Annotated in this window: 34 protein-coding genes, 1 tRNA gene and 1 pseudogene; 27 read left to right on the top strand and 9 right to left on the bottom strand. The window is 64.7% G+C overall.

Translation table 11 applies throughout. The features are described 5' to 3' along the window. Positions 1–3 precede the first annotated feature (3 nt). Genes AC1POX_RS03420 through AC1POX_RS03400 form a run of 5 tightly spaced genes read left to right on the top strand, consistent with a single transcriptional unit; the run spans position 4 to position 4,725 of the window. Positions 4–306, top strand: a complete 303-nt coding sequence (locus tag AC1POX_RS03420; RefSeq protein WP_033480221.1) for a phage tail assembly protein — start codon at positions 4–6, stop codon at positions 304–306. An 8-nt stretch (positions 307–314) separates the two neighbouring features. Then, positions 315–428, top strand: a complete 114-nt coding sequence (locus AC1POX_RS03415) for a GpE family phage tail protein (protein ID WP_005922203.1) — start codon at positions 315–317, stop codon at positions 426–428. A 29-nt stretch (positions 429–457) separates the two neighbouring features. Beyond that, entirely contained in the window at positions 458–3,328 is a 2,871-nt protein-coding gene (locus tag AC1POX_RS03410) for a phage tail tape measure protein (protein ID WP_372356744.1), read from the top strand. A 12-nt stretch (positions 3,329–3,340) separates the two neighbouring features. After that, on the top strand, positions 3,341–3,742 hold the full coding sequence (locus tag AC1POX_RS03405) for a phage tail protein (protein ID WP_372356743.1): 402 nt from the start codon (positions 3,341–3,343) through the stop codon (positions 3,740–3,742). Further along, positions 3,739–4,725 carry a phage late control D family protein gene (locus AC1POX_RS03400; RefSeq protein WP_372356742.1) on the top strand — a complete coding sequence of 329 codons (987 nt, stop codon included), beginning with the start codon at positions 3,739–3,741 and terminating at the stop codon, positions 4,723–4,725. Before AC1POX_RS03405 ends, AC1POX_RS03400 begins: the two co-directional genes overlap by 4 nt. An 18-nt stretch (positions 4,726–4,743) precedes the next feature. On the opposite strand, the gene AC1POX_RS03395 is transcribed toward AC1POX_RS03400, so the two are convergent. The 3 genes from AC1POX_RS03395 to AC1POX_RS03385 all read right to left on the bottom strand — a co-directional run bounded on the left by AC1POX_RS03395 (position 4,744) and on the right by AC1POX_RS03385 (position 6,308). Further along, positions 4,744–4,989, bottom strand: coding sequence for a hypothetical protein (locus tag AC1POX_RS03395; RefSeq protein ID WP_236097234.1), 246 nt, complete (start codon positions 4,987–4,989; stop codon positions 4,744–4,746). 312 nt (positions 4,990–5,301) lie between these two features. Next, on the bottom strand, positions 5,302–5,733 hold the full coding sequence (locus AC1POX_RS03390) for a hypothetical protein (RefSeq protein WP_338402847.1): 432 nt from the start codon (positions 5,731–5,733) through the stop codon (positions 5,302–5,304). Positions 5,734–5,867: 134 nt separating this feature from the next. Further along, positions 5,868–6,308 (bottom strand): helix-turn-helix domain-containing protein, encoded by a 441-nt coding sequence (locus tag AC1POX_RS03385; RefSeq protein WP_372356741.1) that lies wholly within the window; start codon positions 6,306–6,308, stop codon positions 5,868–5,870. 70 nt (positions 6,309–6,378) lie between these two features. Between AC1POX_RS03385 and AC1POX_RS03380 the strand changes: the two genes are divergently transcribed. From AC1POX_RS03380 to AC1POX_RS03300, 17 genes and pseudogenes are all read left to right on the top strand, one after another. Then, on the top strand, positions 6,379–6,636 hold the full coding sequence (locus tag AC1POX_RS03380; RefSeq protein WP_218535879.1) for a DNA-binding protein: 258 nt from the start codon (positions 6,379–6,381) through the stop codon (positions 6,634–6,636). Positions 6,637–6,638: 2 nt separating this feature from the next. After that, positions 6,639–6,734, top strand: a pseudogene (locus tag AC1POX_RS03375) (ogr/Delta-like zinc finger family protein); the annotation flags it as partial. 24 nt (positions 6,735–6,758) lie between these two features. Next, positions 6,759–6,959, top strand: coding sequence for a hypothetical protein (locus tag AC1POX_RS03370; protein WP_228737665.1), 201 nt, complete (start codon positions 6,759–6,761; stop codon positions 6,957–6,959). Between the two features lie 10 nt (positions 6,960–6,969). Then, the gene (locus AC1POX_RS03365; RefSeq protein WP_218535876.1) at positions 6,970–7,248 is read left to right on the top strand and encodes a hypothetical protein; all 279 of its coding nucleotides are present in this window, start codon (positions 6,970–6,972) and stop codon (positions 7,246–7,248) included. Then, positions 7,245–7,457: a hypothetical protein gene (locus tag AC1POX_RS03360; protein ID WP_016849267.1), complete on the top strand. Its 213-nt coding sequence runs from the start codon at positions 7,245–7,247 to the stop codon at positions 7,455–7,457. Before AC1POX_RS03365 ends, AC1POX_RS03360 begins: the two co-directional genes overlap by 4 nt. A gap of 9 nt (positions 7,458–7,466) precedes the next feature. Further along, the gene (locus AC1POX_RS03355) at positions 7,467–10,163 is read left to right on the top strand and encodes a toprim domain-containing protein (protein WP_372356740.1); all 2,697 of its coding nucleotides are present in this window, start codon (positions 7,467–7,469) and stop codon (positions 10,161–10,163) included. 323 nt (positions 10,164–10,486) lie between these two features. Next, a complete protein-coding gene (locus tag AC1POX_RS03350) occupies positions 10,487–10,705 on the top strand; it encodes a hypothetical protein (RefSeq protein ID WP_218535873.1) in 219 nt (72 codons plus the stop codon). Beyond that, entirely contained in the window at positions 10,702–10,989 is a 288-nt protein-coding gene (locus AC1POX_RS03345) for a hypothetical protein (RefSeq protein ID WP_218535871.1), read from the top strand. The genes AC1POX_RS03350 and AC1POX_RS03345 overlap by 4 nt, the downstream gene beginning before the upstream one ends. After that, positions 10,989–11,261, top strand: coding sequence for a hypothetical protein (locus tag AC1POX_RS03340; RefSeq protein WP_218535869.1), 273 nt, complete (start codon positions 10,989–10,991; stop codon positions 11,259–11,261). Before AC1POX_RS03345 ends, AC1POX_RS03340 begins: the two co-directional genes overlap by 1 nt. A 78-nt stretch (positions 11,262–11,339) precedes the next feature. Then, positions 11,340–11,765 carry a hypothetical protein gene (locus AC1POX_RS03335; RefSeq protein WP_218535868.1) on the top strand — a complete coding sequence of 142 codons (426 nt, stop codon included), beginning with the start codon at positions 11,340–11,342 and terminating at the stop codon, positions 11,763–11,765. Then, the gene (locus AC1POX_RS03330; protein ID WP_014091203.1) at positions 11,758–11,940 is read left to right on the top strand and encodes a hypothetical protein; all 183 of its coding nucleotides are present in this window, start codon (positions 11,758–11,760) and stop codon (positions 11,938–11,940) included. The genes AC1POX_RS03335 and AC1POX_RS03330 overlap by 8 nt, the downstream gene beginning before the upstream one ends. Next, positions 11,933–12,205 (top strand): hypothetical protein, encoded by a 273-nt coding sequence (locus AC1POX_RS03325; protein ID WP_040260175.1) that lies wholly within the window; start codon positions 11,933–11,935, stop codon positions 12,203–12,205. Before AC1POX_RS03330 ends, AC1POX_RS03325 begins: the two co-directional genes overlap by 8 nt. Then, positions 12,202–12,426 carry a hypothetical protein gene (locus tag AC1POX_RS03320; RefSeq protein WP_008572787.1) on the top strand — a complete coding sequence of 75 codons (225 nt, stop codon included), beginning with the start codon at positions 12,202–12,204 and terminating at the stop codon, positions 12,424–12,426. Before AC1POX_RS03325 ends, AC1POX_RS03320 begins: the two co-directional genes overlap by 4 nt. Continuing rightward, entirely contained in the window at positions 12,423–12,695 is a 273-nt protein-coding gene (locus AC1POX_RS03315; protein WP_218535866.1) for a hypothetical protein, read from the top strand. The genes AC1POX_RS03320 and AC1POX_RS03315 overlap by 4 nt, the downstream gene beginning before the upstream one ends. Beyond that, positions 12,692–12,901, top strand: a complete 210-nt coding sequence (locus AC1POX_RS03310) for a DUF7696 family protein (protein WP_042826460.1) — start codon at positions 12,692–12,694, stop codon at positions 12,899–12,901. Before AC1POX_RS03315 ends, AC1POX_RS03310 begins: the two co-directional genes overlap by 4 nt. After that, positions 12,898–13,122 (top strand): hypothetical protein, encoded by a 225-nt coding sequence (locus AC1POX_RS03305; protein ID WP_016849275.1) that lies wholly within the window; start codon positions 12,898–12,900, stop codon positions 13,120–13,122. Before AC1POX_RS03310 ends, AC1POX_RS03305 begins: the two co-directional genes overlap by 4 nt. Beyond that, positions 13,122–14,309 carry a site-specific integrase gene (locus tag AC1POX_RS03300; RefSeq protein WP_372356739.1) on the top strand — a complete coding sequence of 396 codons (1,188 nt, stop codon included), beginning with the start codon at positions 13,122–13,124 and terminating at the stop codon, positions 14,307–14,309. Before AC1POX_RS03305 ends, AC1POX_RS03300 begins: the two co-directional genes overlap by 1 nt. A gap of 67 nt (positions 14,310–14,376) precedes the next feature. On the opposite strand, the gene AC1POX_RS03295 is transcribed toward AC1POX_RS03300, so the two are convergent. The 4 genes from AC1POX_RS03295 to dtd form a co-directional block, all read right to left on the bottom strand. Beyond that, positions 14,377–14,452 (bottom strand) — tRNA-Ile (locus AC1POX_RS03295). A gap of 273 nt (positions 14,453–14,725) precedes the next feature. Then, a complete protein-coding gene (locus AC1POX_RS03290; RefSeq protein WP_011348769.1) occupies positions 14,726–15,046 on the bottom strand; it encodes a hypothetical protein in 321 nt (106 codons plus the stop codon). Positions 15,047–15,239: 193 nt separating this feature from the next. Beyond that, positions 15,240–17,114: an RNA polymerase sigma factor RpoD gene (gene rpoD, locus AC1POX_RS03285; RefSeq protein ID WP_372356738.1), complete on the bottom strand. Its 1,875-nt coding sequence runs from the start codon at positions 17,112–17,114 to the stop codon at positions 15,240–15,242. A 108-nt stretch (positions 17,115–17,222) separates the two neighbouring features. Then, complete coding sequence (gene dtd, locus AC1POX_RS03280) at positions 17,223–17,663, bottom strand: D-aminoacyl-tRNA deacylase (protein WP_029820464.1); 441 nt, start codon at positions 17,661–17,663, stop codon at positions 17,223–17,225. On the opposite strand from dtd, the gene AC1POX_RS03275 reads away from it, so the two are divergent. Then, positions 17,662–18,678 (top strand): lauroyl acyltransferase, encoded by a 1,017-nt coding sequence (locus tag AC1POX_RS03275; protein ID WP_029820466.1) that lies wholly within the window; start codon positions 17,662–17,664, stop codon positions 18,676–18,678. The genes dtd and AC1POX_RS03275 overlap by 2 nt on opposite strands. 9 nt (positions 18,679–18,687) lie before the next feature. Here the strand turns inward: AC1POX_RS03275 and AC1POX_RS03270 are convergent, their stop codons facing one another. Beyond that, positions 18,688–19,209: a GNAT family N-acetyltransferase gene (locus AC1POX_RS03270; RefSeq protein ID WP_008572803.1), complete on the bottom strand. Its 522-nt coding sequence runs from the start codon at positions 19,207–19,209 to the stop codon at positions 18,688–18,690. Between the two features lie 244 nt (positions 19,210–19,453). On the opposite strand from AC1POX_RS03270, the gene ribA reads away from it, so the two are divergent. The 3 genes from ribA to AC1POX_RS03255 all read left to right on the top strand — a co-directional run bounded on the left by ribA (position 19,454) and on the right by AC1POX_RS03255 (position 22,704). Beyond that, entirely contained in the window at positions 19,454–20,587 is a 1,134-nt protein-coding gene (ribA, locus tag AC1POX_RS03265; RefSeq protein WP_218555237.1) for a GTP cyclohydrolase II RibA, read from the top strand. 138 nt (positions 20,588–20,725) lie between these two features. Further along, a complete protein-coding gene (locus AC1POX_RS03260) occupies positions 20,726–21,202 on the top strand; it encodes a PH domain-containing protein (protein ID WP_011348774.1) in 477 nt (158 codons plus the stop codon). Then, the gene (locus AC1POX_RS03255) at positions 21,199–22,704 is read left to right on the top strand and encodes a PH domain-containing protein (RefSeq protein WP_008572809.1); all 1,506 of its coding nucleotides are present in this window, start codon (positions 21,199–21,201) and stop codon (positions 22,702–22,704) included. The genes AC1POX_RS03260 and AC1POX_RS03255 overlap by 4 nt, the downstream gene beginning before the upstream one ends. A 160-nt stretch (positions 22,705–22,864) precedes the next feature. On the opposite strand, the gene AC1POX_RS03250 is transcribed toward AC1POX_RS03255, so the two are convergent. Continuing rightward, positions 22,865–23,923, bottom strand: a complete 1,059-nt coding sequence (locus AC1POX_RS03250) for a CDP-glycerol glycerophosphotransferase family protein (RefSeq protein ID WP_372356737.1) — start codon at positions 23,921–23,923, stop codon at positions 22,865–22,867. Between AC1POX_RS03250 and AC1POX_RS03245 the strand changes: the two genes are divergently transcribed. Continuing rightward, a complete protein-coding gene (locus tag AC1POX_RS03245) occupies positions 23,924–24,748 on the top strand; it encodes a glycosyltransferase family 2 protein (RefSeq protein ID WP_057680864.1) in 825 nt (274 codons plus the stop codon). The last annotated feature ends 154 nt before the right edge of the window (positions 24,749–24,902 follow it).

The raw sequence follows: 24,902 nt of genomic DNA, 5'->3' as shown, positions 1-24,902 counted from the left end.
CCGATGACCCCGACCTTTTCCCCAGCCGTTCCCCTCGACCAGCCCATCGTGCGTGGCGAGCAGACCATCACCGACCTCAAGGTGCGCAAGCCCGGCGCCGGTGAGTTGCGCGGCCTCAAGCTCGCCGAGCTGCTGCAGATGGATGTCACCGCACTGGCAACGCTGCTGCCGCGCATTTCCTCGCCCACGCTGACCACCGCCGACGTCAACGCGATGGATCCGGCCGACCTGTTGGCGGTCGGCCAGGAGGTGGCGCTTTTTTTCTTGCCGAAGGCACAGAGGGAAGTGGTTTCCCCGACTGCGTAGAGGATGCGATGGCCGACATCGCGGCCATCTTCCACTGGCCGCCGTCTGAGATGGACGGCTGGTCGCTGCACGAACTCACGGCGTGGCGCGAGCGTGCCCGCCTGCGAAGCGGAGCCGAGTAATGCGCCACCCCACGAACAAGGCCGCCTAAATGGCGGCCTCTGACAATCTGCGCCTGCAGGTCATCCTGGCCGCCGTCGACCGCGCCACCGGTCCGTTCCGGCGCGTGCTGAGCGGTAGCCGCGGCGTCGCCACCGCACTGCGCAACCAGCGCGACGCGCTGCGCCAGCTCAACAGCCAGCACCGTGACATCGGCGCGTATCGCGAGCAGGTCGCACTGGCACAGCGCGCCAAGGCGGCGCTCGATGCGCAGCGGCAATCGGTACGCACGCTTGCCCAACAGATCAAGGCCACCAGCACGCCCACCGCTGCCATGAATGCCGAGTTCCAGCGTGCCGTGCGCACCGCACGGGAACTCAAGACCGCACACGGTGCGCAGGAGGCCGGTCTGCAGCGCCTGCGTGGTCGCCTGGAGACGGCGGGGATCAGCACCCGCGAGCTGGTCACGCATGAGCGGCGCCTGCGCGGCGAGATCGAAAGCACCAACACCGCCATGCGCGCCCAGCAGCAGCGCCTGGTGGCGATTGACGCTGCCCAGCGCCACAGCGCCCGCATCCAGAACGCCGGCCTGCAGGCGAGCGCCTACGGCGCAGGCATGGCGTTCGCTGGCCAGCGCGCACTTGGCGCCTCTGTGCTGCCGATCAGCGATGCGATGGAGTTTGAGTCGGCCATGGCTGACGTGCGCAAGGTCGTGGACTTCAAAACGCCGCAGCAGTTTCTGCAGATGGGTCGCGATGTCGAGAACCTCTCGATGCGCCTGCCCATGCTGCCGGCCGAGATTGCCAAGATCGTCGCGGCCGCCGGCCAGGCCGCCATCCCGCGCCAGGAACTGGTCCGCTTCGCCGAGGACGCGGCCAAGATGGGCGTGGCCTTCGACAGCAGCGCCGAGGAAGCCGGCCAGACCATGGCCACCTGGCGCACCGCTTTCCGGATGGGACAGGACGAGGTCGTCGTGCTGGCCGACAAGATCAACTATCTCGGCAACACCGGCCCGGCCAGCGTCAACAAGATCAGCGCAGTGGTGAACCGCATTGGCGCCCTGGGCGAGGTCGCCGGCCTGCAGAGCGGACCACTGGCAGCGCTGGGCGCCACCGTCGCCGGCATGGGCATCGAGTCGGAAGTCTCGGCCACCGGCATCAAGAACATGCTGCTCACCCTGGCATCGGGCGAGTCGGCCACCAAGAGCCAGCGCGAGGCCTTCGACAAGCTGGGCATCAAGGCCACGACCATGGCCCAGGTCATGCAGAAGGACGCAGGCGGGGCGATCATGTCGGTGCTGCAGAAGCTGCGCGCATTGCCCAAGGCCGAGCAGGCCGCGACCATGACGCAGCTGTTCGGCCGTGAGTCGATCGGTGCGATCGCGCCCTTGCTGACCAATCTGGAGCTGCTGCAGGGCAACTTCGCCAAGGTCGCCGATGCGCAACGCTACGGCGGCTCGATGTCGGCCGAGTACGCATCGCGGGTGGCCACCTCGGCCAACTCGCTGCAGCTGCTGAAAAACACCGCCGTGGTGGTGTCCCAGTCGATCGGCCAGGTGCTGCTACCGCAGTTCAAGCAACTGACCGAGCGCACGGCTGCGGTGGTCGGCCAGGTCACGACGTGGATCCGCGCCAATCCGGTGCTGGTGGGTGCGATCGCCAAGACGGCGATCGCCGGCGCCGCGCTGGTCACGATCCTGGGCGGGCTGCTGGTGGCCGGCGGCGTGGCCGCGATGGCGTTCTCGCAGATCCACGGCGCCGTCGCGTTGCTGTCGGGCGGTGGCGGCTTCGGTGCGCTGCTGCGGCAGGGGCTGGCGTTCGGCGGCCGCGTGCTGCCGATGCTCGCCAATGGCGCGCGCCTGCTGCTGCCGCTGCTCGGCGGCGTCAGCCTGCCGGTACTGGCGATCGGCGCGGCTGTTGCTGCCGTGGCGCTGTTGGTGTGGAAGTACTGGGGGCCGATCAAGGCCTTCGCCATCGGTGTGTGGCAAGGCATCGTCGATGTGGCCGCGCCGGTGCTGGCTGAGCTGCAGGCCGCGCTCGCGCCGCTGGGGCCGGTATGGGACACCGTGGCCGCTGCGATGGGCCAGGCCTGGGCGTGGGTCAAGCAGCTGCTGACGCCGTTCGAGGCCACCACCGCGCAGTTGCAGGGTGCAACGCAGGCTGGTCGCGGCTTCGGGCAAATCCTTGGCGCGGCGCTGGTCACCCAGCTGCAGCTGGCGGTCAAGGCGATCGGCTGGCTGGTGCAGGCCTTCGTGTTCGTGTTACCGATCATCAAGCAGATCCTCGGCGGCGTGTGGCAAACCGTCCAGGGCACCTGGTCGCTGATCGTGGGCGTGTTCACCGGTAACGGTGATCGCATCCGCCAGGGGCTGCTGCAGCTGTGGGCTGGCATCAACCTGCAGCTGGCTAACTGGCCGGCCAGGATGCTGCAGGCCGGCGCAGACATGATCAGCGGCCTTGTCCAGGGCATCCGTTCCAAGCTCGGTGCGGCCGGCGATGCGATCGCCAGCGTCGGCAGCGGTGTGGTCGATCGCTTCAAGGGCCTGCTGGGCATCCACAGCCCCTCGCGCGTGTTCGCCCAGCTGGGCGACTTCACCATGCAGGGCCTCACCGTGGGCCTGCAGCGCGGCCAGGGCGCGCCTGTGCAGGCCGTCATGGCGCTGGGCAACCGGATGCGTGCGGTGGGCGCCGGCCTGGCCCTGGCGACGGCCACAGCGCCTGTCACGGCGATCGACAGTCGGGCACCGCTGTCGGCCCCTGTGCGCGTCGCCAGCGCGCCTGCGGGCGGCAACAGCTACGTCATCCACGTCCACGGCGCACCGGGCATGGATGCGGCCGCACTGGCGCGTGAAGTCGCCCGCCAACTTGAAGAGCGCGACAGGCGCACGGCGGCCACCCGCCGCTCCAGCCTGCGCGACGACTGAGGATCCACCCCGATGATGATGTCCTACGGCACGTTTGTGTTTGCCCTCGATAGCGCCGCCTATCTGCAGCTGCAGCGGCAGATGAGTTGGCGCCACCCCACCAGCGATCGCGTGGGTGCGCGAGCGGCAAGCCAGTTCCTGGGCCCAGGCGATGAAACCATCGAGCTGTCGGGTCTGATCGCGCCGGACCTCACCGGCACGCGCGGATCGCTGACCACGCTGCGCAGACTTGCTGGAGCCGGCGAGCCACTGCCGCTGGTCGATGGCACCGGCTGGGTGTACGGGCCGTATGTGTTGCTGGCGGTCAACGAGACGGCCTCGCTGTTCTTTCCGGATGGCACGCCGCGCCGTGTTGAGTTCCAACTGAGCCTGCGCCGCACCGACGACGTGGCGGCCGAGGCGACCGCCGCATGAGCTACCCGATTCCGCAGTGGCGCGTGCTGCTCGATGGCACCGACCTCACCGAGCGCATTGCACCGCGCCTGCTCGATCTCACGCTCACCGAGTGCCGGGGTGGCGAAGCCGACCAGTTGGATCTGCGGATCCACGACCATGACCGCAAGATGGCGCTGCCCAAGCGCGGTGTGCGCCTGGCCGTCGCGCTGGGCTGGAAAGCCACGGGCCTGGTCGACAAAGGCACCTTCATCGTGGACGAGGTGGAATACAGCGGTGCGCCGGACATCATCACCGTGCGCGCGCGTAGTGCCGATCTGACTGCAGACATGCGCACGCGGCGCGAACGCAGCTGGCACAACACCACGCTGGGTTCAGTGCTCAACGCGCTCGCCGGCGAGCATGGACTGACGCCGCGCGTGGCCGAGGCGCTTGCACGCACCAAGCTGCCCCATCTCGACCAGGCCAACGAGAGCAACATGAATCTGCTCACCCGCCTGGGGCAGCGCTTCGATGCGATTGCAACGGTGAAGGCAGGTACGTTGGTGTTTGCGCCGATCGGCGCCGGCACCACGGCGACCGGCAAGCCACTGCCCACCGTCACCCTGACACGGCGCGACGGCGACCAATACCGCTACTCCGTGGCCGACCGGGACGCCTACACCGGCGTGCGCGCGTACTGGGTGGACAAGGGCAAGGCGCGGCGTCAGTCGGTGCTGGTGGGCACGGACGACAATGCCAAGCGCCTGCGCGAGTCGTATGCCGATGCGACAACGGCGCGTCAGCATGCGCACGCGGAGCTGGAGCGGGTGAAGCGTGGCGTGGCGAAATTCGACTACACGCTGGCGATCGGCCGGGCGGATCTATTCCCAGAGCACATCGTCACGGTGAGCGGCTTCAAACCGGAGATTGATGGGCAACGTTGGTTGATTGCAAAGACCACCCACACGGTGAGCGGTTCCAGCGGCTTTAGCACGGCACTCGAACTGGAAGCAACGACGTAAGCGCTCACACCGCGCTGCTTACCCGGCAGCGGCATCCCGTGAGTGACACACCAACAGCGAACCATTGTTCAGCACTCGATAGAGTCCCAGCTCACTTTCAGCATATGCAACAGCTTGCGCATACGTGTCATACCCTGAGCCAGGCAATTGGTGCCGATGCAAGGTAAGACCACCACTTTTTGATACCAAGATTTCCGGAAAGAACATAGCTCCGGATGTGGTGGCGTGCGCAGTCAGGATGTAATCGCCAATCTGTCGAATCATGCAGGCATCCATGCGTAGTTGCTTCAATAGTTCGAGAATTCTAAGGTAGCGCCCCCTCTGCTGCATCGGCGCATCCCTTACAGCATCTGTGGGGATTTCCCGATAGTTGACCATATGCGGTCAGCGTAGTTTGCATCGTGGATGTCAGGTCATCTCGCGCTGCCAGGACGGCGGCGACTGGATCGCAAGGAGCAACGCGCCGACACCCTGAAAGCCGCCCGCACCACCGGCGGCTTTTTTTTGGACCGAGCTTCATCTGCACTCCAGGCAACGTTGACTTGGTGAAGTCCCCGTCAATCCACTGCAATGCCGCTAACTCCGCGCGAGTAGCCGCAGGCGGGCTTGCTCACGGACGATCTGGTGATGCAGGTCCTTCATGCACTGATCTTCCACTTCGATCACATGCTTCCACTGAGCTCGCTTCACCTTCAGCTGATCAGGCATACAGGCGCGAGCCGTGAACGGGATAAATGCTAAGACCAGCACATAGACGAAAAGATGGAGCGCCGTGGAATGCGGCGGCAGCTGGCGGGCCGTTACAGCCCAGATGCATGCCGTCAATGCCATCCACGGTAATTCGTACACCGCAGACCAGAAGCGAGCTTTTCGCAATGCTTCTTCGGACGTGTGGTAGGCGAACTGCATGTCTGAGAGCGATGGTGGAGAGAACGCAGCAGTGTCAACGTGGTAGTGCTGCTCGATACGCTCAGCAACGTTTAACTGCCCAACTTCGGAGTCATTCACGTCAAGGTTCATAGGTCTGTTGTGCGGATTGGATTCCATTACTGACATCTCTGAGGACAGCGGTCTTCACGTCATCGGATGCATGCCGATAACGCTCTCTTTTGCGAGGACCAGCTGTCCTATCTGGACGTTGATCACGACTTCTTTTTTTTGCGGCTGCCCATGTTGATCTGCATGTATCTCTGGTCGATCGCGCCTGTCGTAGTCAGCATTTGAGATACGTGGCTGTTGTCGTTGAACGTCACGACCGGACCGGTCCCAGTCGCGGAAGACGAGGCATCGGCCGATAAACCCAATGCAGCAAGCACAGCATTGCGAGCTGCCGGTGAGGCATCTTTGAATGCAGACAGCAAAAGCCTGTCGGCTGGATCCAACTGCGCCCGATGTCCAGACAGCACATACATGACATCAACGCCGCGATCTAGCGCCGCCAGTAGATACGCTCCGCCGGGCAGGTTGATGTCTTTCTCGAAGTTCAGTTGCGCGTAGCGCGTGAGGCCGAGTTGCACAGCCATCTCGTCCTGCGTCAGGCCAAGTCGCTTGCGCTCATCCTTCAGGCGTTTCCCTACGGTCATACAGGCATTTCCTTACTTGACAATGTTGAGTTAAGTCCACAAAATTCCCAAAAGTAAACGGAACCGCCACATGCCCCGTAAGAGTCAATTGCAGCAGTTCACGCCCCGCAGCCTGGAACAGGCGCGACAGTGGCTTGAAGCAAATGGCATCACGGTCTCGGCATTTGCCAGGCAAAACGGCGTGGATCGGTCGGTCGTGCATGACCTGCTCCGTGGCCGTTCTCAAGGCAAATACGGCGAGTCCCACAAGGCAGCAATTGCCCTGGGCCTCAAGGCACCACCCAATAGTGCCACACAAATCCCAACCGCAAAAAGCTCAAGGGGGTGAGCATGTTCGGTCGGAAAAAGATTGTTTTTCGTTGCGAGGCATGCAGTGCAAGGCTCATCAAACGTACCAGCGTTCTCGCACATAAATTCCTGCGGCATGACTCCTATGTCTGCGAGAACCCCATGTGTGGCGCGACGTATACAGGCCATTCGGAGTTGACCGGCATTGCCAGCCCCAGCGGCGTGCCCACCTCACACAGCGAGCTTCCACCCACACCGGCATATCAGCGCGCCCAAGCGCTTCAGGCCTACCGCGAGTCGCTCGGCGACCGTCAGCTGGATCTGCTCCCCGTCAGCGGCGAGCCGTTCTTCCCTCACCTCTGAGGCATCCCTAATGCAAAAGACCCTTGATTGGGCGGCATTGCCGCCCACGGCGAAGCTTTGCCTAGACGTTGCGCGCATCCACGACGGCCTGGTGAAGACCGAGCACGGCTACATCGGCCGCACTGCCGCACCTGAGACAGATCAGCGCTTCGGCGCGGTTGTGGTTGCCGCGCTCATGCGCGATGGGCTTGCCACCTCTGATGCCTTCGATGAGCGCCTGGTCGTGCTGACCGACGCCGCCACCGCTTTGCTCCATCTCCAACACAGAAACACCGAGGTCGGTTCGTGAGGAATGCCAACAGCTGGTTCACCGCACAGGAGCCGCGATTCGTGGATGCAGCGAGCAATGTGCCGCAGCGCGTCGCGCCGCACGCCAAGCATGAAGAGGCACGCCTGCTCGCTGCCGCCGTTGACGCACACCGCCGTGCCGGCGGCGCTTACGTCGTGATCGACACCGCCCCATCTGCGCACGCGCCTCGGCGCTGGCTCGGCGTCTAAGGAAGTTCGATGCAAGAGGATCTGCGGCAACAGGTGCTGTCCCGACTAGAGCGGGATTACGGACTCAAGCACCGGAGTGGTACCGAGTACATGCGCGGTGGCAAGTGCCCGTCGTGCAGCAAGAAAGAGCTCTACACCAACCATCTCAAGCCATGGGTGGTGAAGTGCGGCCGGCAATCCAAGTGCGGGCGCGAACTGCACGTCAAGGATCTGTACGACGACCTATTCGACGACTGGTCCAAGCGTTTCCAGCCAACGCCTGCGGCTCCCAATGCTGCGGCCGACGCCTACCTGCAGTTCTCGCGTGGTTTCGACCTGGCTCCGCTGAAAGGCCTCTACACCCAGGACAGCCACTACGACCGCAAAATCAGCGCCGGCACCGCGACGGTGCGCTTTGCGCTGGTCAAGGGCGGCTGGTGGGAACGCCTGATCGATCGCCCGCACCGCTTCGGCAAGCAGAAGGCGCGCTTTGCGCCAGGCCAGAGCTATGCAGGGGTGTGGTGGGCGGCGCCTGCAGCGCTGACGGCCATGCAGACGGCGCGCGAGGTGTGGATCGTTGAGGGCATCTTTGATGCGATCGCGCTCCTGCAGCACGGCATGTGCGCAGTGTCGGCCATGTCCTCCAACGCATTTCCGGAAGAGTCACTACGCGAGCTGGCAAAGGCGCGCATGGCCGATCTTCCGACGCTCGTGTGGGCGCTGGACAACGAGCCGGGCGCCCGTGCGTACACGCACAAGCACATCAAGCGCGCAGCGGCGCTGGGCTTCGATTCGCGAGCCGCGCAGATCGTCCAGCGCGACGGCAAGAAGACCGACTGGAACGACCTGCATCTGCGCGCTATCGCGTCCGATGATCCCAAGCAGTGGGACAACGACGTCAACGAAGCCCGCTACCAGGGCGACCTGCTCGTGGCCCGCTCGGCGGTGGACAAAGGCCTGCTGATGTTCGAGCACGACGGCCGCAACGACTTCTGGCTGGACTACCGCTCCCGCCTGTACTGGTTCGACTTCGACACGCAGCGCTTCGACAAGTTGCGTAAGGAGAAGCTGGGCGACATCGATGCCGACGACGGCGATGAGGTTGCGGCTGAGGATCTGAAAAAGATCAAGCGCGCCGCGTGCTCCGTCCAGAAGATCGCCAATTGCTTCCCGGAAGCCCTGTATTTCCAGCGCCAAGAGGTCACCGACGAAAGCTGGTACTACTTCCGCGTCGATTTTCCGCACGACGGCCCCAGCGTAAAGGGCACCTTTACAGGTGGTCACGTCGCCAGCGCCTCCGAGTTCAAGAAGCGCCTGATCTCCCTGGCCGCCGGCGCCATGTTCACTGGTACCGGCCACCAGTTGGACCGCCTGATCGAAGAGCAGACCGAGGCAATCAAGACGGTCGACGCCATCGACTTCGTGGGCTACAGCAAGGAACACCGCGCCTACCTGCTCGGCGATATGGCCGTGCGCGACGGCGAGCTGGTGACGGCCAACGAAGAGGACTACTTCGAGTTCGACAAGCTGCGCTTGAAGACCACGCAGAAGTCCATCCGTCTGGAGATCCAACGCGACGCCGAGGCGTTCCGTGTGGATTGGCTACCGTGGCTGTGGCAGTGCTTCGGCACGCACGGCATGGTCGCCATGACGTTCTGGTTTGGCTCGTTGTTCGCCGAGCAGATCCGCGCTGGGCACAAGAGTTTTCCGTTCCTTGAAGCCACCGGTGAGGCCGGCGCCGGCAAGACCACGCTGCTGACGTTCCTGTGGAAGCTGCTGGGTCGCTCCGACTATGAGGGCTTCGACCCGGCCAAGTCGTCCAAGGCCGGCCGTGCACGCGCCATGGGCCAGGTGTCCGGCATGCCCGTCGTCCTGCTGGAAGCCGACCGCAGCGAGCCAGACAAGGCGCATTCCAAGACGTTCGAGTGGGATGAGCTGAAGGACTTCTTCGGCGGCGGCACCCTGGCAACACGAGGTGTGCGCAATGGCGGCAACGAGACCTACGAGCCGCCGTTTCGCGGCACGATCGTGATCACCCAGAACGCCGCAGTGGACGCCAGCGAAGCGATCCTCACGCGCATCGTGAAGCTGCACTTCAAACGCCCGCAGGTCACCACCGAGAGCCGCATCGCGGCCGACAACCTCAACGCGCTGCAGGTCGAAGAAGTCAGCCACTTCCTCGTGCGTGCCATTCGCCAGGAGCGCGCCATCCTTGATCTGTTCGCCGAGCGAGTGAAGGTCTTCGAGGCCAAGCTGCGCGCGCAGCAGGATCTGCGCCTGGAACGTGTCATCAAGAACCACGCGCAGATGCTGGCGCTGTTCGACTGTCTGCGCCTGGTCATCACCATCCCTGACGACATGGTCGAGCAGACGCGGCTCGCGCTGTTGGACATGGCCCTGGAACGGCAGAAGGCGATCAGCGCCGACCACGCGATGGTCAACGAGTTCTGGGAGGTCTACGAATACCTCGAAGCCACCGGCCACGGTAAAGCCGTCGTCAACCATAGCCGCGACGCGCAGCGCATCGCGATCAACCTCAATCACTTCGCGGCACGAGCCGCGCAGTTCAGTCAGTCCGTGCCCGATCTCAAGGTGCTGCGTGCGCTGCTCGGTGACTCGCGCCGGCACAAGTTCATCGGCGCGAACGTGGCCGTCAACAGCGCCGTCCTCAAAGACGATCTGACCGGCGTCGGCACCACCGTGAAGTGCTGGGTGTTCGCCAAATGAGCGCGCTTGCACATGTGGGAAATTTTGAGAAATTTTCGTTGACTTCCACCTGGCAGCGGAGCAACTATTACCGCGTCGCCGCAAAATCGGCGACCGGGATTGGCGTCCCGACTACCAAAGGCGCAACAGCGCCCATCGATCGATGCCCGGCGCTTTTTTCTCGCCCGGCGTTCGCTCGGGCGCGTGCCTGCCAGTTCTATGGCGGGCGGTGCGTGGGGGCCGCAAGGCCCGCCGGTAGCCTTTGGGCCGGTACGCCAACCCGCACCGTCCGCCACCCCGATTGGCGTCGGGGTGGCGGATTCCAACTACCAAAGGAATCCTCCATGTCCTACGACGCTCAAGAAGCGCCGGCCAACGCCGCGCGTCAGATCGCCCATTACTTCGGCCTGATCGCCGACACCCTCGACTGGAACCACACCGCCTGGCTCGCCCTGCAGGCGAAGCTGCAGGCGATGGGCAAAGCGCCCGAGTCGCTGACCTTGGCCGATGTCGAGGTCGCCATTTCCAGCATCAATGCCGACCTGGCCGAGGTGCGCCAGTGAGCCGCCGCGACCTGCACAAAGCGCTGCGCGTGGCTCCCGGCGTCTACCTGCTCCTGCAGATCCGGGCGACAGACGTGCTGGCCGAGCTGTATGCCGACGGTCTGCATGATCGCCCACCAGTGATGTTCGCCTGCAGCGCGATCGACGAGCCGAGCGCGTTGTTTCTTGTCGATGACGGTACTGGCCTGGTCATCGGCTCGTTGCACGTGGTCATGCCGGAAGCCGAGGCCGCCGCGCTGCAGGAATGGATCATCGAGCGCATGCCTGCATCGGAGGTGGCGTGATGGACGCCGCTCACCCGAACACGCAGTTGCCAGAGGACGCTGACTTCTCGATCAGTGAAGAAGATCAATCCCGCCTTTGGCGCGCGTATCACGCCGCCGCGTTGCTTGCCGCGCTGACGAACGATATCGCGATCGAGGCTGGCATCAATCAAGACGGACCAGCGGCAGTGGCTGAGTACATCCGCCACGAACTGCTTGATGTCCTCAGCGGCGCGCAGCGTCTGCGCGACCCCGACCCAAGCATTCCGCCATCCGGCGCCGACCTGATCTAACCCCGCACCAGCGGGCCGGCGGGCGGTGCTCGAACACCGCCCCAAGGCCCTCCACCAACGCAACTCAGGAGAGTCGATATGCAACAGCACACTGGAACACGTCCAGCCACGGCAGCACGTCCGTTGGCTTTGAGCGCCGGACCCGGCCCGGAGGCTACCACGCCGGTCGTCGCCGCCTACGACCGCAGCATGGGCGACTGCTCAGCGACCATCACCATGCACGTCACGCATGGTGCCGTTGTGGTCACCGCCACCCTGAACATGGGACCTCTACGCGAGGCTCGCCAAACGTGGGAGCGGCGGCGTGGCACTGGCACCGGCTGGAAACTCATCGACGGGCCTCGCCTGTGGACGACGGTGGAAGACCGCATCAGCACCGAGTTGGCTGAGTTCATGGACGGCCTGGACTTCCCCTTCGACCTGGCAAACATGCTGCCGCGCAGGCCGACTGCAGCTGCTGCAGCTGCGGTCGCGCAGGCCGCGCGGGAGGTGGCGCATGGTTGAGTTGCTCGCTCTTGTGGTGGTCCTGGCGCCGGCGGCCGGTGGCGCGCTGGTCTACAAGCTGTGGACGACGCGCCGTCCGCGCCTGACTCAGACCGGCCTGGCGGTCGGACAGGTGCCGCAGCGCCTGCGTCGCCGCACCCGCATGGCTGTGCGGCGGGAGGCTGCTCATGGCTGAGTCCGTCATCCTTCTCGGCCCGCAGGGCAGCGCAAAATCACTTAACGCCGAGGCTCTGCGGCAGGAGCTCGGCCTGCAGGAGGTCATCGAGCTTGAAGATGTCTTGTTTACGTTCCGCGCTGATCGCCTGGAGCCTGTCGGGCAGCTGATCCTGACCTGCAACGAGCAGCAGGCCCACACCTGGTCGGTGCGCTGGGGCTTGCGCCTCATGCGTGTCGAGGAAGCACGTGCCCAGCTCGGCGCCGCATGGAGGACGCAACCATGAACCTGCAGCGCACGATCGAGATTGCGCGCGCCGCAGCGCGTCTGGGAGAGCCTGGCCCCTTGTCCACCGGGGAGGCGCTCACTGCCGCTCTGGTGCTGAATCGCCACGACTGGCTGGCCGAAATGGGCTACACCATCGCCCAGGCGTTGGACCGGATCGACTCCGACACCGCGCAACATCTTCGGGACGCCGAGCGCGTGTTGCGCCTGGAGGTACCGTGACGCAACGTCAGGTCGACCACGACAGTCCTCTGCCGGCCTGCACGAACGGCCACCTCGCTCGCCACATGCTTGACGCCCGCCGCCCCGAGGCGGGCGGCGGGCATTTCATCGAGTGCGTGTGTGGGCGCACGCAGAAGCACCCCAGCTTCGAGTTGGCCATGACCGAATGGCGGCGTGCTCATCGCATCCGCACCCCTCGTGAGCCGCGGCCGCGCGCCCATAACGTGGTGCAGCTCGGCCTGCGATTCACTGGCACGCACCAGCGATGATCGATGGCGCAAATATGGAAGGGTTTCGCAGGGCTTGCGAGGCGCGTCACTGGCTACGGCAGGGCTACACGGATGCAGCCAAGGTGCGAGAGCTACGGCTCCGCATCGCTGCTCAACGCGGATATGCCGCTGCTGACTTGCTCGTGGAAGAAATGCGCGAGCAATGGCGGCACAGGCGGGAGTGGACCAAGGAGCAAGATGCATGAGCGGTGAGGTACTTACGTTTGAGGATCTGCGGCGGCTATGCGCACCGATTGGACCCTCCCCCCGTACCGCGACCGTCGTGCGTTGGGCCAATGATCAGGGCATCCGATACAAATACGACGGTCGAGGGGGTATCTGGACAACGCTAGACGCGCTCAACGCCGCGCTGGGATTGCAGCAACACAACGACATCGAGATGGATACAGAACAGGAGCTGATGTAATGGCAAGAGGCCGCAAGCGCATATTTAATCCCCTCATACCATCTCACATTGACCAGGCCGCGCTCCCGCGCGGCCTTTATTGGGGGGATGGCCGGTGGTACGTCGTCGAGCCGCATCCCGAAGGTGGAAACAGACGAAAGCAAACCGTGGCCTACGCTGGAGCTCGTCTATCGGAATTGCATGGAATCATTGAGGAACGTGCAGGCAAGGGCGTGCGCGGCACGTTGCGTTATCTCTTTGATCGCTTCCATGAGTCGTTGGAGTTCAAGGAACTAGCGACCGACACGCAAGATGACTACAAGCGCTATGCCAACTCCATTGCCGACTATCTGCGCAAGGACGGATCGAAACTAGGCTCGGTGCAGGTTGATCGCATCACGACGCCTGTGATCCAGCGACTCGTGGAAGTTTTTGCAATGGGGCGGCTTGCCAACGGTCACCAACCCGCGCTTCCTGCAACGCCCAGTAAAGCAAATCACCTTCACCGCTACTTACGTCGCACACTCGCATGGGGCATGCGTGTCGGCTTATGTAGATCAAATCCAGCCATCGGTGTGAGGCAAGCACGCGAAGCGAAGAAGCACCGTATGCCAACGCCGGCTGCATTTGACAAGGTGTTGACCTTTGCTCGTGAACGCGGCTCCCGTCCACCGCACACAAAGGGCAGTTGCCCGAGCTACTTGGCGCCAGTCATGGTGCTCGCGTATAGCGCGCGCCTACGCGGCATCGAGGTGTGCACCCTCAACGACACACATAATCAGCCAACAGGCATACATGCTCAGCGGCGCAAAGGATCACGCGACACGCTTACCGAGTGGGATCCTGAGATGATCGAAGCGTGGGATTTCCTCTCAGCGCGGCGTACCGCGATCTGGACTAAGAAAGGCCGAAACTTTCCAGTCCCTATCAAGGCTGAGGATCGGCGGCTACTCGTTGAACAGACTGGTAGCCCCATGGCTAAGTCATCTCTGGATAGTGCCTGGCAACGATTCATCACGCTCGCAATGACCGAAGGGATCATCACGAAGCAGGAACGCTTTTCTCTGCATGGCCTCAAGCATCGCGGCATTACCGACACAGTTGGCAACCGGGGCGACAAACAAGATGCTGCGGGGCACGTAACACCAGCAACGACGGGTCGCTATGACCATGCACTGCCAGTGGTAAAGCCGCCAAAGCGCAGCTAATTTTCCCGGCAATTTTCCCGGCAGCCTCAAATCAGGGCGCTTGGCATACGCTAAGCCCTTGATTTTATGGTGGGCCCAGAAGGATTCGAACCTTCAACCAAAGGATTATGAGTCCTCTGCTCTAACCGTTGAGCTATAGGCCCGAGTGTCTGGCGGCGAGATGGCGAGCATGTCGGGCCGTGCCGCGGACGCGAAAGTTTACCTGTGTGGACGTTGCCGTGTCTGCTATGCGCCCTCTGCCTGCAGCGATACAGCGCTCACTGCCGCGAGATCCCGTGTCGGCTGCCTACAACGAAAAGCCCAGCGGCGGCTGGGCTTTGGCATCAGATTTCCTAGCGTGATGCACGTGATCGCGTCATCTAGACGCACCCAGCAAACCTACCAATCCCGAATCACCAATCCCAAATCCCCGCCCCTCACGCATCAGCCGTCTCAAACTGCCCATCAATCAGCTGCCGACCCGCGCGGAAGCCGTGCGCAATGGCCTCCTGGTACGTCGCATAGGCCAGCCCATTGCAACCGATACGCGGCTGGCGCTTGCCGCCGAGCGCGTACACGTCCACCCACAGCGTCCACTTGGCATCAGGGGAAGCCTGCTCGGCGCGTACGCGGATCTCGTGTTCGCGGTACGTGGTAGTTTCAAAGCGGCTTTGCCTGCTCATAAAGCAATCTCGTCTCCATTCGTCGGCCAACTTAGAAGTCGCGGTCAGAACGCCACGTGAGGTTTGCAGAAACATCGGTTTAATGTTGCGTGGCCGTGTAGCTTCGTCGGCGGTACGTGAAACATCGCGGCGCTACCTCACGGACGCATGCCTTGCATGCGACCAATCGCTGCCCGCTACCAAGCATAGCCAACTGCCTGCGCCATAACGCAACAGCCCCGCATGAGCGGGGCTGCTGTGTGATCACTGCACGGTTACGACCGCGGCATCAGTCGATATCCAGAAACGAGCGCAGCTGTTCCGAACGGCTCGGGTGACGCAGCTTGCGCAACGCCTTGGCCTCTATCTGACGAATCCGCTCACGGGTGACGTCGAACTGCTTACCGACCTCTTCCAGCGTGTGATCGGTGTTCATGTCGATACCGAAGCGCATGCGCAGCACCTTCGCCTCGCGCGGGGTGAGACCGGCCAACACGTCACGCACCGTTTCGGAGAGATTGATGTTGGTGGTGTTGTCGATCGGGGACTCCACATTGGTGTCCTCGATGAAGTCGCCCAGATGCGAATCCTCGTCGTCGCCGATCGGGGTTTCCATCGAGATCGGCTCTTTGGCGATTTTCATCACCTTGCGGATCTTGTCCTCGGGCATGTCCATTTCCTTGGCCAGTTCCTCCGGCGTGGCCTCGCGGCCGAACTGCTGGAGCATCTGACGGGAAATGCGGTTCAACTTGTTGATCGTTTCGATCATGTGCACCGGGATACGGATGGTGCGCGCCTGATCGGCGATCGAACGGGTGATGGCCTGACGGATCCACCACGTGGCATAGGTCGAGAACTTGTAACCGCGACGGTATTCGAACTTGTCCACGGCCTTCATCAGGCCGATGTTGCCTTCCTGGATCAGGTCCAGGAACTGCAGGCCGCGGTTGGTGTACTTCTTGGCGATGGAGATCACCAGACGCAGGTTGGCCTCGACCATTTCCTTCTTGGCCTTGCGCGCCTTGGCTTCGCCATAGGCCATCGCACGGCTGATTTCCTTGATCTCGCCCAGGGTCAGGTAGTTGGCCTTTTCCATCTCGATCGAGCCCTGCTGCTCGGAGATGATCTGGTCCTTGACGTCGCGCAGCGCCGACGACCACTTCTGCTTGCGCTTGAGTGCGTCTTCCACCCATTCCAGGTTGGTCTGGTTGCCTTCCCAGGAGCGGATGAAGTCCTTGCGCGGCATGCGTGCCACGGTGGTGGCCAGGTGCAGCACCTTGCGCTCGTGATCCTTGATGCCATTGACCACGCCACGCAGCTGGGTGACCAGCGCGTCGGTCAGCGGCAGCGGCAGCTTGAGCGTGGTGAAGATGGCGGCCATGTCTTCGCGGGCCTTGACCACCAGCTTGTGCTCGGCGCCGTTCTTGGCATAGGCCTTCTTGAACTTGGCGTATTCGTTGGCCAGGTTCTCCATGCGCGTGGCCACTTCCACCGGATCCGGACCGGTCGGGCCGGCCTCTTCTTCGGCGGCCTCGTCATCGCCGTCTTCGTCGTCGTCTTCGTCGACCGCTTCATCGTCGGACACGGCGACCGGGCCGGCCGCGGCGAGCGCAGCAGCTGCATCGGCTTCTTCGATCAGGTCGTTGAAGCCAACCACGATCTCGGCCAGACGCTTCTTGCCTTCCTTGTGCGCTTCGTAATCGGCCAGCAGCATTTCGGTCGACAGCGGGAACACGCCCAATGCGGCCTGGACCTGGCTGAGGCCTTCTTCGATGCGCTTGGCGATGGCGATTTCGCCTTCGCGGGTTAGCAGCTCGACCGTGCCCATTTCGCGCATGTACATACGCACCGGGTCGGTGGTGCGGCCACCTTCGGTGTCCAGCGCGGTCAGCGCGGCGGCAGCTTCTTCGGCGGCGGTGTCGTCAACCTCGCGGTTGCCGGTGTTGCCATCGTTGAGCAACAGGGTTTCGGCATCGGGTGCAACTTCATGGACATCGATGCCCATGCCGTTGATCATGCTGATGATGTCTTCGATCTGCTCCGGGTCGACGAGGTCGTCGGGCAGATGGTCATTGACTTCGGCGTAGGTCAGATAGCCCTGTTCCAGGCCCTTGCTGATCAGTAGCTTGATGTCGGATTGCTGGGCAGGACGTTCGTTGGCCATGAGTGCTCGCGCCACCGGCTTTGAGATTGGAAAGAGAACCTAGCATTATACCAGCGTGAAGCCCGGTCTGCCGGATTCAAGACGGGACCGCTGGTGGACGTGGTGTATCTAGGGTCTGAGAAGGAAGGTCACCGGGCCATCGTTGACCAGGTCGACAACCATATGGGCACCAAAACGCCCGGTTTCCACCCCACCGCGATGTTTTTCGCGGCAGATCGCCACCAATTGATTGAACGCCGGTTCAGCCTCCAGTGGTGGCGCGGCGGTGCTGAAGCCTGGGCGGTTGCCGGAACTGGTGTCCGCAGCCAGGGTGAACTGGCTGACCAGCAGCAGGCCGCCGCCGGTATCGGTGAGTGAGCGGTTCATCTTGCCGGCGTCGTCGCCGAATACCCGGTAGCTCAGCAGCCGCTCGGCCAGGCGCCGGATCTGCGCGTCGCTGTCGCCGGGCTCCACGCCGATCAGCGCCAGCAGCCCGGGGCCGATCTGCCCGACGATCTGGTCATCGACCGTGACGGCGGCGCGGGTGACGCGCTGGATCAGTGCAAGCATGGGCATTCTCGGGCGGCAAACTGTGCCGCGCAGCATGCCCAGCGCTGCCGGCACTGTCACGCGCGGGCCTTCGTGGTCTGCGCTGTTTAGAATTGCGCCGATGACACCTGATGTTCGCGCTCGCCTGTTGTATGCCACCGCCGCCACCGTGGGCCGCTTGCCGTGGCCGTTGCTCAAGCGCGTGGCCGACACGCTGGCCTGGAGCTGGCGCAAGCTCAATGCACGCGAATCACGCGTGGCGCGCCGCAATCTGGAGCTGGCATATCCGGAACTGAGCGCCGAGCAGCGCGCGCGCTTGCATGCGCAGATCCTGCAATCGACCGCGCGGCAGACGCTGGAAGTGCTGCGCACCTGGACCCGCCCGCCGGCGGAGAACCTGGCGCGCCTGCAGCGCAACGGCCAGGAACTCTACGACGCCGCGCTGGCCTCCGGGCGCGGGGTCATCGTGGCGGCGCCGCATTTCGGCAACTGGGAATTGCTCAACCAGTGGCTGTCCGAACGCGGGCCAATCGCGATTGTCTACCGGCCGCCGGAGTCCGAGGCGGTGGATGGCTTCCTGCAGCTGGCACGTGGTGGCGACAACGTGCGCCAGGTGCGCGCCGAAGGCCCGGCGGTGCGGCAGTTGTTCAAGGTGCTCAAGGACGGCGGCGCGGTCGGCATCCTGCCCGACCAGCAACCGAAGATGGGCGATGGCGTGTTCGCGCCGTTCTTCGGCATTCCGGCCTTGACCATGACCTTGGTCAACCGGCTGGCCGAGCGGACCGGGGCGATCGTGTTGTACGGCTGGTGCGAGCGTGCCGGCGACGATCTGCAGTTCGCGCTGCATGTGCAACCGGCCGACCCGGCAGTGGCCGATGCGGACCCGGTGCGTGCGGCCAGCGCGCTCAACGCCGGCATCGAACAGATCGCCCGGCGCGACCCGGCGCAATATCAGTGGACCTACAAGCGCTACACCTTGCGTCCGCCGGGCAGCGGCGAGGCCAACCCGTATGCGACCGAGCGGCATCCGCACTAGCGACCGAGCTCAGTCGTCGTGCGGATCGGCAGGTGTGTCCAGGATGCGTTGGTAGAACGCCAGGTCCAGCCAGCGCCCGAACTTGAAACCGGCTTCGCGCACGGTGCCGGCGTGGGTGAAACCGAACTGTTCGTGCAACGCGATGCTGGCCTGGTTGCTGGCATCGATGCCGCCCACCAGCACGTGCACGCCGCGCACTTGCGCCGCTGCGATCAGGGCCTGCAGCAGCAGACGTCCCAGGCCCTTGCCGCGATGGTCGCGATGCACGTAGATCGAATGCTCGACGCTGTACTTGAAGGCGGGCCAGGCGCGAAAGGTGCCGTAGCTGGCAAAGCCCATCAGGGTGCCGTCGTCGTGCTCCACGCCGATCACCGGAAAGCCGCCCGCCTGCTTGGTGGCGAACCAGCCGACCATGCTCTCCGGTGGCCGGGGACGGTAGTCGTACAGTGCGGTGGAATTGGCGATGGCTTCGTTGAAGATGTCCAGGATGGCACTGGCATGGCGCGCGTGGCTGCAATCGACAATGTGCATGGGGCCCGACGAACATGGAGGTGGCCCGATTAGAAAGCATTGCCGCACCCTGAACAACGCGGGCCGCAGGGCAACCAAGCGGCCCAGGCCGCCCACTCAATCGGCAGCGGCTGGATGCAGCGTTCTACCCGGTTGTGGCGACTGCCTGTTGCCAGGCGCGCGACAATGGGCAGATGCGATCAGGCAGTGACCGCGGCGGCGTCCGCCTTGAAGCGGCCGTGGCAATCCCCATTTGGAGTCGTGCATGAGCAGCCCCCTCCCCTCCCCCAGCGCACAGGCCTTCGGCGATCCGGCGGCCATTCGCTGTGAGCGCGCCGCCTCCGAACTGCGCGCCGGGCGCCCGGTCCTGCTGACGGCGGCGGATGGGCAGGCGCGTGCGGTGCTGGCGCTGGATAGCAGCACGGCGCAGTCGTATGCGGCTTTCGCCCGCGCCGCGCGGGGACGCCACTATCTCTTCGTGACGCCCACCCGCGCCCATGTGCTGGGGCTGAGTGCGCCGCAGGGCGCGCGCGTGGGCTTGCTCGATCACAGCTACGACCAGCTCGCCGCGCTGGCCTACCTGCGCGACACCCCGGTGCCCGCGCAGTGGACGGCCGGCGATGCGCTGGATGCCGGCGGCGTGGAGATCGCGCGGCTTGGCCTGCTGCTGCCGGCACTGCTGGCGGTGGAGCTGCGCGAGGTGCACGACCATGCCGCGTTCGCCGGCTGCCAGTCGCTGGCGCTGGACGATCTGAGCCGCGGCTGTGCCACCTCCGCGGCTGCCGGCTACGAGTTGGTGACCCGCACTCCGGTGCCGCTGCGCGGCCTGGGCATGAGCGAGTTCGTGGTGTTTCGCGGCGGCGTGGCGCAACGCGATCAGGTGGCGATCGTGGTCGGCCAGCCTGACCTGGGCACTGCCGTGCCCGTGCGCGTGCATTCGTCGTGCCTCACCGGCGACCTGTTCGGCTCGCTCAAATGCGATTGCGGCGACCAGCTGCGGCACGGCCTGGCCAAGCTGAAGGAGCTCGGTGGCGGCGTACTGCTGTATCTGGACCAGGAAGGTCGCGGCACCGGCATCGCCGCCAAGATGCGCGCCTACGGCTATCAGCATGCGGGCCTGGACACCATCGATGCCGACGCGCAATTGGGCTTTGGTCCGGACGAGCGCCGCTACGGCAGTGCGGTGGCGATGCTGCGCGGGCTGGGCATCAGCCGGATCCGGCTGCTGACCAATAACCCGGCCAAGGCCGAGCGCCTGCGCGCGGCCGGCATCGTGGTCGAAGACCGCATCGCGATCACCGGCGACATCACCGCCGAAAACGAGCAGTACCTGCGCACCAAGGCCGCACGCGCCGGCCACGCGCTGGATGTGGATGCGTTGATCCTGGCCGCGCAATAACGCGCCCGGCGCCGGGTGCGCCTGCACTGGGCAGCCGGCTATGCTTGCGCACCGCTTCTGCAGGCCAGCCACGTGCACGACGCTCCACCGCCGCACCCCGACGTCATGGTCCAGCCCGCTCCGGCACAAACCCCAGCCGTGACGCACGGCCAGTGGCAGTCGCTGCCGCGCCGCGGTGCGTATGTGGCGGCGATCAATGGCGCACTCGGCGGCGGATGTGCAGGCCTGATCGCAGCCGGCGTCACGATTGTCTGGCTGCACGCCTGGCGTTACTGGCCGATGGCGCTGGGCGTGACCGCGGTCATTGCCCTGCTCGGCGCATGGCTGGCGGTCAAACGGCATCGGCTGACACATTGGAAACTCGATCAGCACGGCCTGGCGCTACAGCGCGGCCATCTATGGCAAAGCGATACGCGCGTTCCGATTTCGCGCGTGCAGCATGTGGACCTGCGCCGCGGGCCGATCGAACGCGCCACCGGCCTGACCACGTTGGTGGTGCACACCGCCGGCAGCCGGCTCAACGCGGTGGCGTTGTCGGGGCTGGATCAACACGACGCCGAGCGCCTGCGCGACCGCCTGGCCCGGCAGCTCGATCACGACGACGACGCGCTATGAGTGCCGTTGCACATCCCGGCAACGACGAGCAGCGCCTGCATCCGTTGTCGTGGGTGTTCGTGTTGCTGCAGCAGATCCGTCAGTTCCTGATTCCGCTGGCTGCACTGATCCTGTTCGGCAGCCGCGACGGCAATCGCGATGTTGCCGACCAGATCGCCACCGGGGTGGTGATTGCGGTGCTGGTTGCGATTTCGGTGCTGCGCTACTTCACCTACCGCTACCGGATCGGCAGCGATAGCGTAGCCATTCGCAGTGGCCTGCTGGAACGCAGCCGGCGCGATATTCCGTTTGCGCGCATCCATAACGTGGTGGTGCATCAATCGCTGCTGCACCGTCTGGCCGGCGTGGCCGAGGTGCGGCTGGAATCGGCCGGTGGGCACAAGCCGGAAGCGGAAATGCGCGTGCTGCGGCTGGATCAGGCGCTTGCGCTGGAAGATCTGATACGGCGCCGTGCAACCGAGGCAGGCGTGCCGGCGCCGCAAATCGAGGAAGACAGCGGCAGCCTGCTGCGCCTGCCGATGGCCGAGGTCATCCGGCTGGGCCTGATCTCCAATCGCGGCATGGTGGTGGTGGCGGCCGGCTTTGGCGTGATCTACCAGATGATTCCGCGCCGCACGGTGTCCAATTTCGTCGAGCATAACGGCGAGCTGGCCTATCGCTACGTCAGCCAGATCCATCCCGGCGTCGCGGTCACGGCAACGCTGGCGATCCTCGCCACACTCGCCCTGTTGCTGGCGATGCGCGCGCTGTCGGTCGCCCTGGCGGTGACCCAGTACCACGGCTTCCACCTGAGCGAATCCGAGCGTCGCCTCACCGTGGAGCGCGGGCTGCTGACGCGGATCCGCAGCAGCGTGGCGTTGCGGCGGATCCAGTCGTGGACGTTGTACGAGGGCCTGCTGCATCGCCTGTTCGGCCGTCGCCAGTTGCGGGTGGACACCGCAGTGGCCGGCACTGGCGACACCCACGGCAGCGCGTTGAAAGAACTCGCGCCCATTGCCGACCCGCAACAGTGCGACGCCTTGCTGCAACGCCTGCTGCCAGGCATCGCCTGGCCGCCGACGCAGTGGCAGACGATCGCCACGCATTGCTGGTGGCGATTGAGTCTGCCTGCCGCGCTGATGCTGCTGCCGCTGACGGCGGGCCTGGCGTGGCAGCTCGGCAGCCAGGCCTTGTGGTTGCTGGTGTGGCTGCCGTGGAGCGCGTTCAAGGCGCAGCGTCAGGTGCAGCGCATGGCCTATGCGGTGGATGCGCGTTACGTTGCGGTGCGCGGCGGCTGGTGGAAGCGCTGGTGGCGGCTGGCCGAGCTGGACAAGTTGCAGGCGCTGCAACTGCAGCGCTCGCCGCTGGATCGCCTATCCGGCACCGCCACGCTATGGCTGGATACAGCCGGCGCCAGTGCCACCGGCCCGGCATTGCGGCTGCGCTTTGTGCCGCTTGCCCAGGCGCAGGCGCTGCAGGCGCAACTCGGTGCCGCGCTGGCACGGCGCAAGCTGCGCTGGTGATCAGCGTTAGCGCTCAGTAGTTGCACTGATCAACATCCGCGATCAGCCTTGGTGCTGCTCGTCAGTCGCAATCCGGGTCAGTGGTCTGATCAATGACAAGGACGTAAGTTCGGCAAAACGTCGCCGATCATCACCACCCGCTCGTTGCCGCTGATCGCGCTCAGCGCTGCGCCGGCCCCCAGTAGCCCAACTCGCGACGGATCTGCAACCCGCGCCACACTGCACCCAGCGGTTTGCGACGCAGCCCGCCGAGCTTGCCGGCAATGAAGTCTTCAGTGGCGGCAATCACCCGCTCGGAAGAATGCCCGTCGCGATACGGGTGAATCGCATCGGCATAACTGGCAAGCGCGCTACGCAAAGCCGCATCCGGCGCCAGCGCGCGCGCCAGCTGCTGCGGCAAGTGCTCTGCCTGCCGGAAGTCGAGCATGTGCGGCTGCGGCACACGGTTGCGAAAGGTCACCACCGGTTTGTGCTGCACCACGAACTCGGACACGATCGACGAGGTATCGGAAACCAGCACATCGGCCGCACGTTGCGCGGCCATGACCTCTTCGGGTTCGATGAAGCGTGCGTTGGCGCCTGCCAGTGCGCGATAGCGATCGAACAATTCCTGCGCGCACTTCGGGTGCAAGGTCAGCAACCAGTAATGCGCGCCGCGCGCGATGTCGGCGGCGATCTCGTCGTAGAGTGCGGGCGCCGCGCTCAGGCGCTCGGTAAAGGTGGAACCGAACAGGATCACCGGGCGGCCGGCGGCCGGTGCACGCAAGGCCGCGCTGCGGCCGCCATCGTCGCGAAAGACCGGGTCGAGCTTGGGCCAGCCGGTTTCCACCACGGCAAAATGGCCCTCGCGCTGCGCCAGCGCGCGGAACGGCGCGGTGGTGGCGGGGCCTTGCGTGCAGTACAGATCGAACAGGCCACGCACCCGGAAATGGCCGCGGTTGTCCTCGCGCTTTTGCACATTGAAACCGTGAAACAGCTGCACTTTCGCGCCCGACACAAACGGCGGCACCCAGTTGGCGGCACTGAATACCGCACGCGGGCGCAGCGCCAGCGCCTCGCGCAGGCCAACCTCGCGCACGCCCGGCAGCGCCAGCCCGCGCGCGCCACCTTCGAACCAGGCCGACACCACTTGCCCGCAGCCCTGTAACGCCTGCGCCAATGGCGCCAGAATAGGCAACGCGTAACGCTCCGTTGCGAACAGCAGGTAATCGGCCATCACATGTCCTCTTCGACCGCACCCGACGAACGGCCGCGCATCAGCGCCTGCATTATCGCGTTCAACGAGGCCGATCGCCTACGCGACTGTCTGGCCTCGCTGGCGTTCTGCGACGAGATCGTGGTGGTGGACTCCGGCTCCACCGATGCCACCACCGCCATCGCCAGCGCACACGGCGCGCGCGTGCTGCAACGCACCTTCGATGGCTACCGCAGCCAGAAGGCATTCTGCGTGGCACAAGCCAGCCACGACTGGGTGTTGTGCCTGGACGCCGACGAACGCGTCAGCGATGCCCTGCGCGCGGCGATCATCGCTGCGCGCGACGCCGGTTTCGCCACGGCGGCCGGCTACCGCTTCGCACGCCTGTCCGACTACTTCGGTCGCTTCCTGCGCCACGGCAATGCGTATCCGGACCGGGTGCTGCGCTTGTTCGATCGCCGTCGCGGAGGCTGGCGCGGCAAGCGCGAGATCCACGAGGCGGCCAGCGTGGATGGCCCCGTGGAGACCTTGGCGGGCGATCTGATCCATTACCCGTACCGCTCGCTGATGCAGCAGCTGGCCAAGACCCAGCGCTACGCGCAGATGATGGCCGAGCACGAACATGCACGCGGCAAACGCGCCACCTGGAGCAAGCTGGTGCTGGCGCCGGCCTGGCGCTTCTGGCGCGGCTACCTGTTGCGCGGCGGCTTTCGCGATGGCTGGCATGGGCTGATCTACGCCTATGTGCGCGCCAACTACGTCCGCCAGAAGACCATCATGTTGTGGCTGCTGCAAAACGATCAGCCGGTGCAGGACCCGCCGCGCGCACCGGATCGGCGCAGCGAATAAGAACAGATAAAAAACCTCGAGAGCTGCAGCCACGCTGCTGCGAACGCGCCAACGGTGCGTGGAAGTCGGTCTGTGAAAGCCAACGCATGCCGACTCCGGCAACGACCGCCCCCCTTCTGTTTGTGCACGGGCGTGTGCCCAGGCACCGAAAGCG

The sequence above is a fragment of the Xanthomonas sp. NCPPB 3442 genome (assembly GCF_056725145.1).
This window is presented reverse-complemented; position numbering and strand designations above follow the sequence as displayed.

What these genes read in the sequence shown, in the direction of transcription:
- AC1POX_RS03305 (WP_016849275.1), top strand. Translation starts at nt 12,898, where the DNA reads ATGAGCGGTGAGGTACTTACGTTTGAGGATCTGCGGCGGCTATGCGCA.
- AC1POX_RS03335 (WP_218535868.1), top strand. Translation starts at nt 11,340, where the DNA reads ATGCAACAGCACACTGGAACACGTCCAGCCACGGCAGCACGTCCGTTG.
- AC1POX_RS03415 (WP_005922203.1), top strand. Translation starts at nt 315, where the DNA reads ATGGCCGACATCGCGGCCATCTTCCACTGGCCGCCGTCTGAGATGGAC.
- AC1POX_RS03365 (WP_218535876.1), top strand. Translation starts at nt 6,970, where the DNA reads ATGCAAAAGACCCTTGATTGGGCGGCATTGCCGCCCACGGCGAAGCTT.
- AC1POX_RS03245 (WP_057680864.1), top strand. Translation starts at nt 23,924, where the DNA reads ATGTCCTCTTCGACCGCACCCGACGAACGGCCGCGCATCAGCGCCTGC.
- AC1POX_RS03420 (WP_033480221.1), top strand. Translation starts at nt 4, where the DNA reads ATGACCCCGACCTTTTCCCCAGCCGTTCCCCTCGACCAGCCCATCGTG.
- AC1POX_RS03310 (WP_042826460.1), top strand. Translation starts at nt 12,692, where the DNA reads ATGATCGATGGCGCAAATATGGAAGGGTTTCGCAGGGCTTGCGAGGCG.
- AC1POX_RS03275 (WP_029820466.1), top strand. Translation starts at nt 17,662, where the DNA reads ATGGGCATTCTCGGGCGGCAAACTGTGCCGCGCAGCATGCCCAGCGCT.
- AC1POX_RS03400 (WP_372356742.1), top strand. Translation starts at nt 3,739, where the DNA reads ATGAGCTACCCGATTCCGCAGTGGCGCGTGCTGCTCGATGGCACCGAC.
- AC1POX_RS03255 (WP_008572809.1), top strand. Translation starts at nt 21,199, where the DNA reads ATGAGTGCCGTTGCACATCCCGGCAACGACGAGCAGCGCCTGCATCCG.
- AC1POX_RS03330 (WP_014091203.1), top strand. Translation starts at nt 11,758, where the DNA reads ATGGTTGAGTTGCTCGCTCTTGTGGTGGTCCTGGCGCCGGCGGCCGGT.
- dtd (WP_029820464.1), bottom strand. Translation starts at nt 17,663, where the DNA reads ATGCTTGCACTGATCCAGCGCGTCACCCGCGCCGCCGTCACGGTCGAT.
- AC1POX_RS03355 (WP_372356740.1), top strand. Translation starts at nt 7,467, where the DNA reads ATGCAAGAGGATCTGCGGCAACAGGTGCTGTCCCGACTAGAGCGGGAT.
- ribA (WP_218555237.1), top strand. Translation starts at nt 19,454, where the DNA reads ATGAGCAGCCCCCTCCCCTCCCCCAGCGCACAGGCCTTCGGCGATCCG.
- AC1POX_RS03380 (WP_218535879.1), top strand. Translation starts at nt 6,379, where the DNA reads ATGCCCCGTAAGAGTCAATTGCAGCAGTTCACGCCCCGCAGCCTGGAA.
- AC1POX_RS03340 (WP_218535869.1), top strand. Translation starts at nt 10,989, where the DNA reads ATGGACGCCGCTCACCCGAACACGCAGTTGCCAGAGGACGCTGACTTC.
- AC1POX_RS03320 (WP_008572787.1), top strand. Translation starts at nt 12,202, where the DNA reads ATGAACCTGCAGCGCACGATCGAGATTGCGCGCGCCGCAGCGCGTCTG.
- AC1POX_RS03385 (WP_372356741.1), bottom strand. Translation starts at nt 6,308, where the DNA reads ATGACCGTAGGGAAACGCCTGAAGGATGAGCGCAAGCGACTTGGCCTG.
- AC1POX_RS03325 (WP_040260175.1), top strand. Translation starts at nt 11,933, where the DNA reads ATGGCTGAGTCCGTCATCCTTCTCGGCCCGCAGGGCAGCGCAAAATCA.
- AC1POX_RS03270 (WP_008572803.1), bottom strand. Translation starts at nt 19,209, where the DNA reads ATGCACATTGTCGATTGCAGCCACGCGCGCCATGCCAGTGCCATCCTG.
- AC1POX_RS03410 (WP_372356744.1), top strand. Translation starts at nt 458, where the DNA reads ATGGCGGCCTCTGACAATCTGCGCCTGCAGGTCATCCTGGCCGCCGTC.
- AC1POX_RS03300 (WP_372356739.1), top strand. Translation starts at nt 13,122, where the DNA reads ATGGCAAGAGGCCGCAAGCGCATATTTAATCCCCTCATACCATCTCAC.
- AC1POX_RS03405 (WP_372356743.1), top strand. Translation starts at nt 3,341, where the DNA reads ATGATGATGTCCTACGGCACGTTTGTGTTTGCCCTCGATAGCGCCGCC.
- AC1POX_RS03370 (WP_228737665.1), top strand. Translation starts at nt 6,759, where the DNA reads ATGTGTGGCGCGACGTATACAGGCCATTCGGAGTTGACCGGCATTGCC.
- rpoD (WP_372356738.1), bottom strand. Translation starts at nt 17,114, where the DNA reads ATGGCCAACGAACGTCCTGCCCAGCAATCCGACATCAAGCTACTGATC.
- AC1POX_RS03395 (WP_236097234.1), bottom strand. Translation starts at nt 4,989, where the DNA reads ATGATTCGACAGATTGGCGATTACATCCTGACTGCGCACGCCACCACA.
- AC1POX_RS03350 (WP_218535873.1), top strand. Translation starts at nt 10,487, where the DNA reads ATGTCCTACGACGCTCAAGAAGCGCCGGCCAACGCCGCGCGTCAGATC.
- AC1POX_RS03290 (WP_011348769.1), bottom strand. Translation starts at nt 15,046, where the DNA reads ATGTTTCTGCAAACCTCACGTGGCGTTCTGACCGCGACTTCTAAGTTG.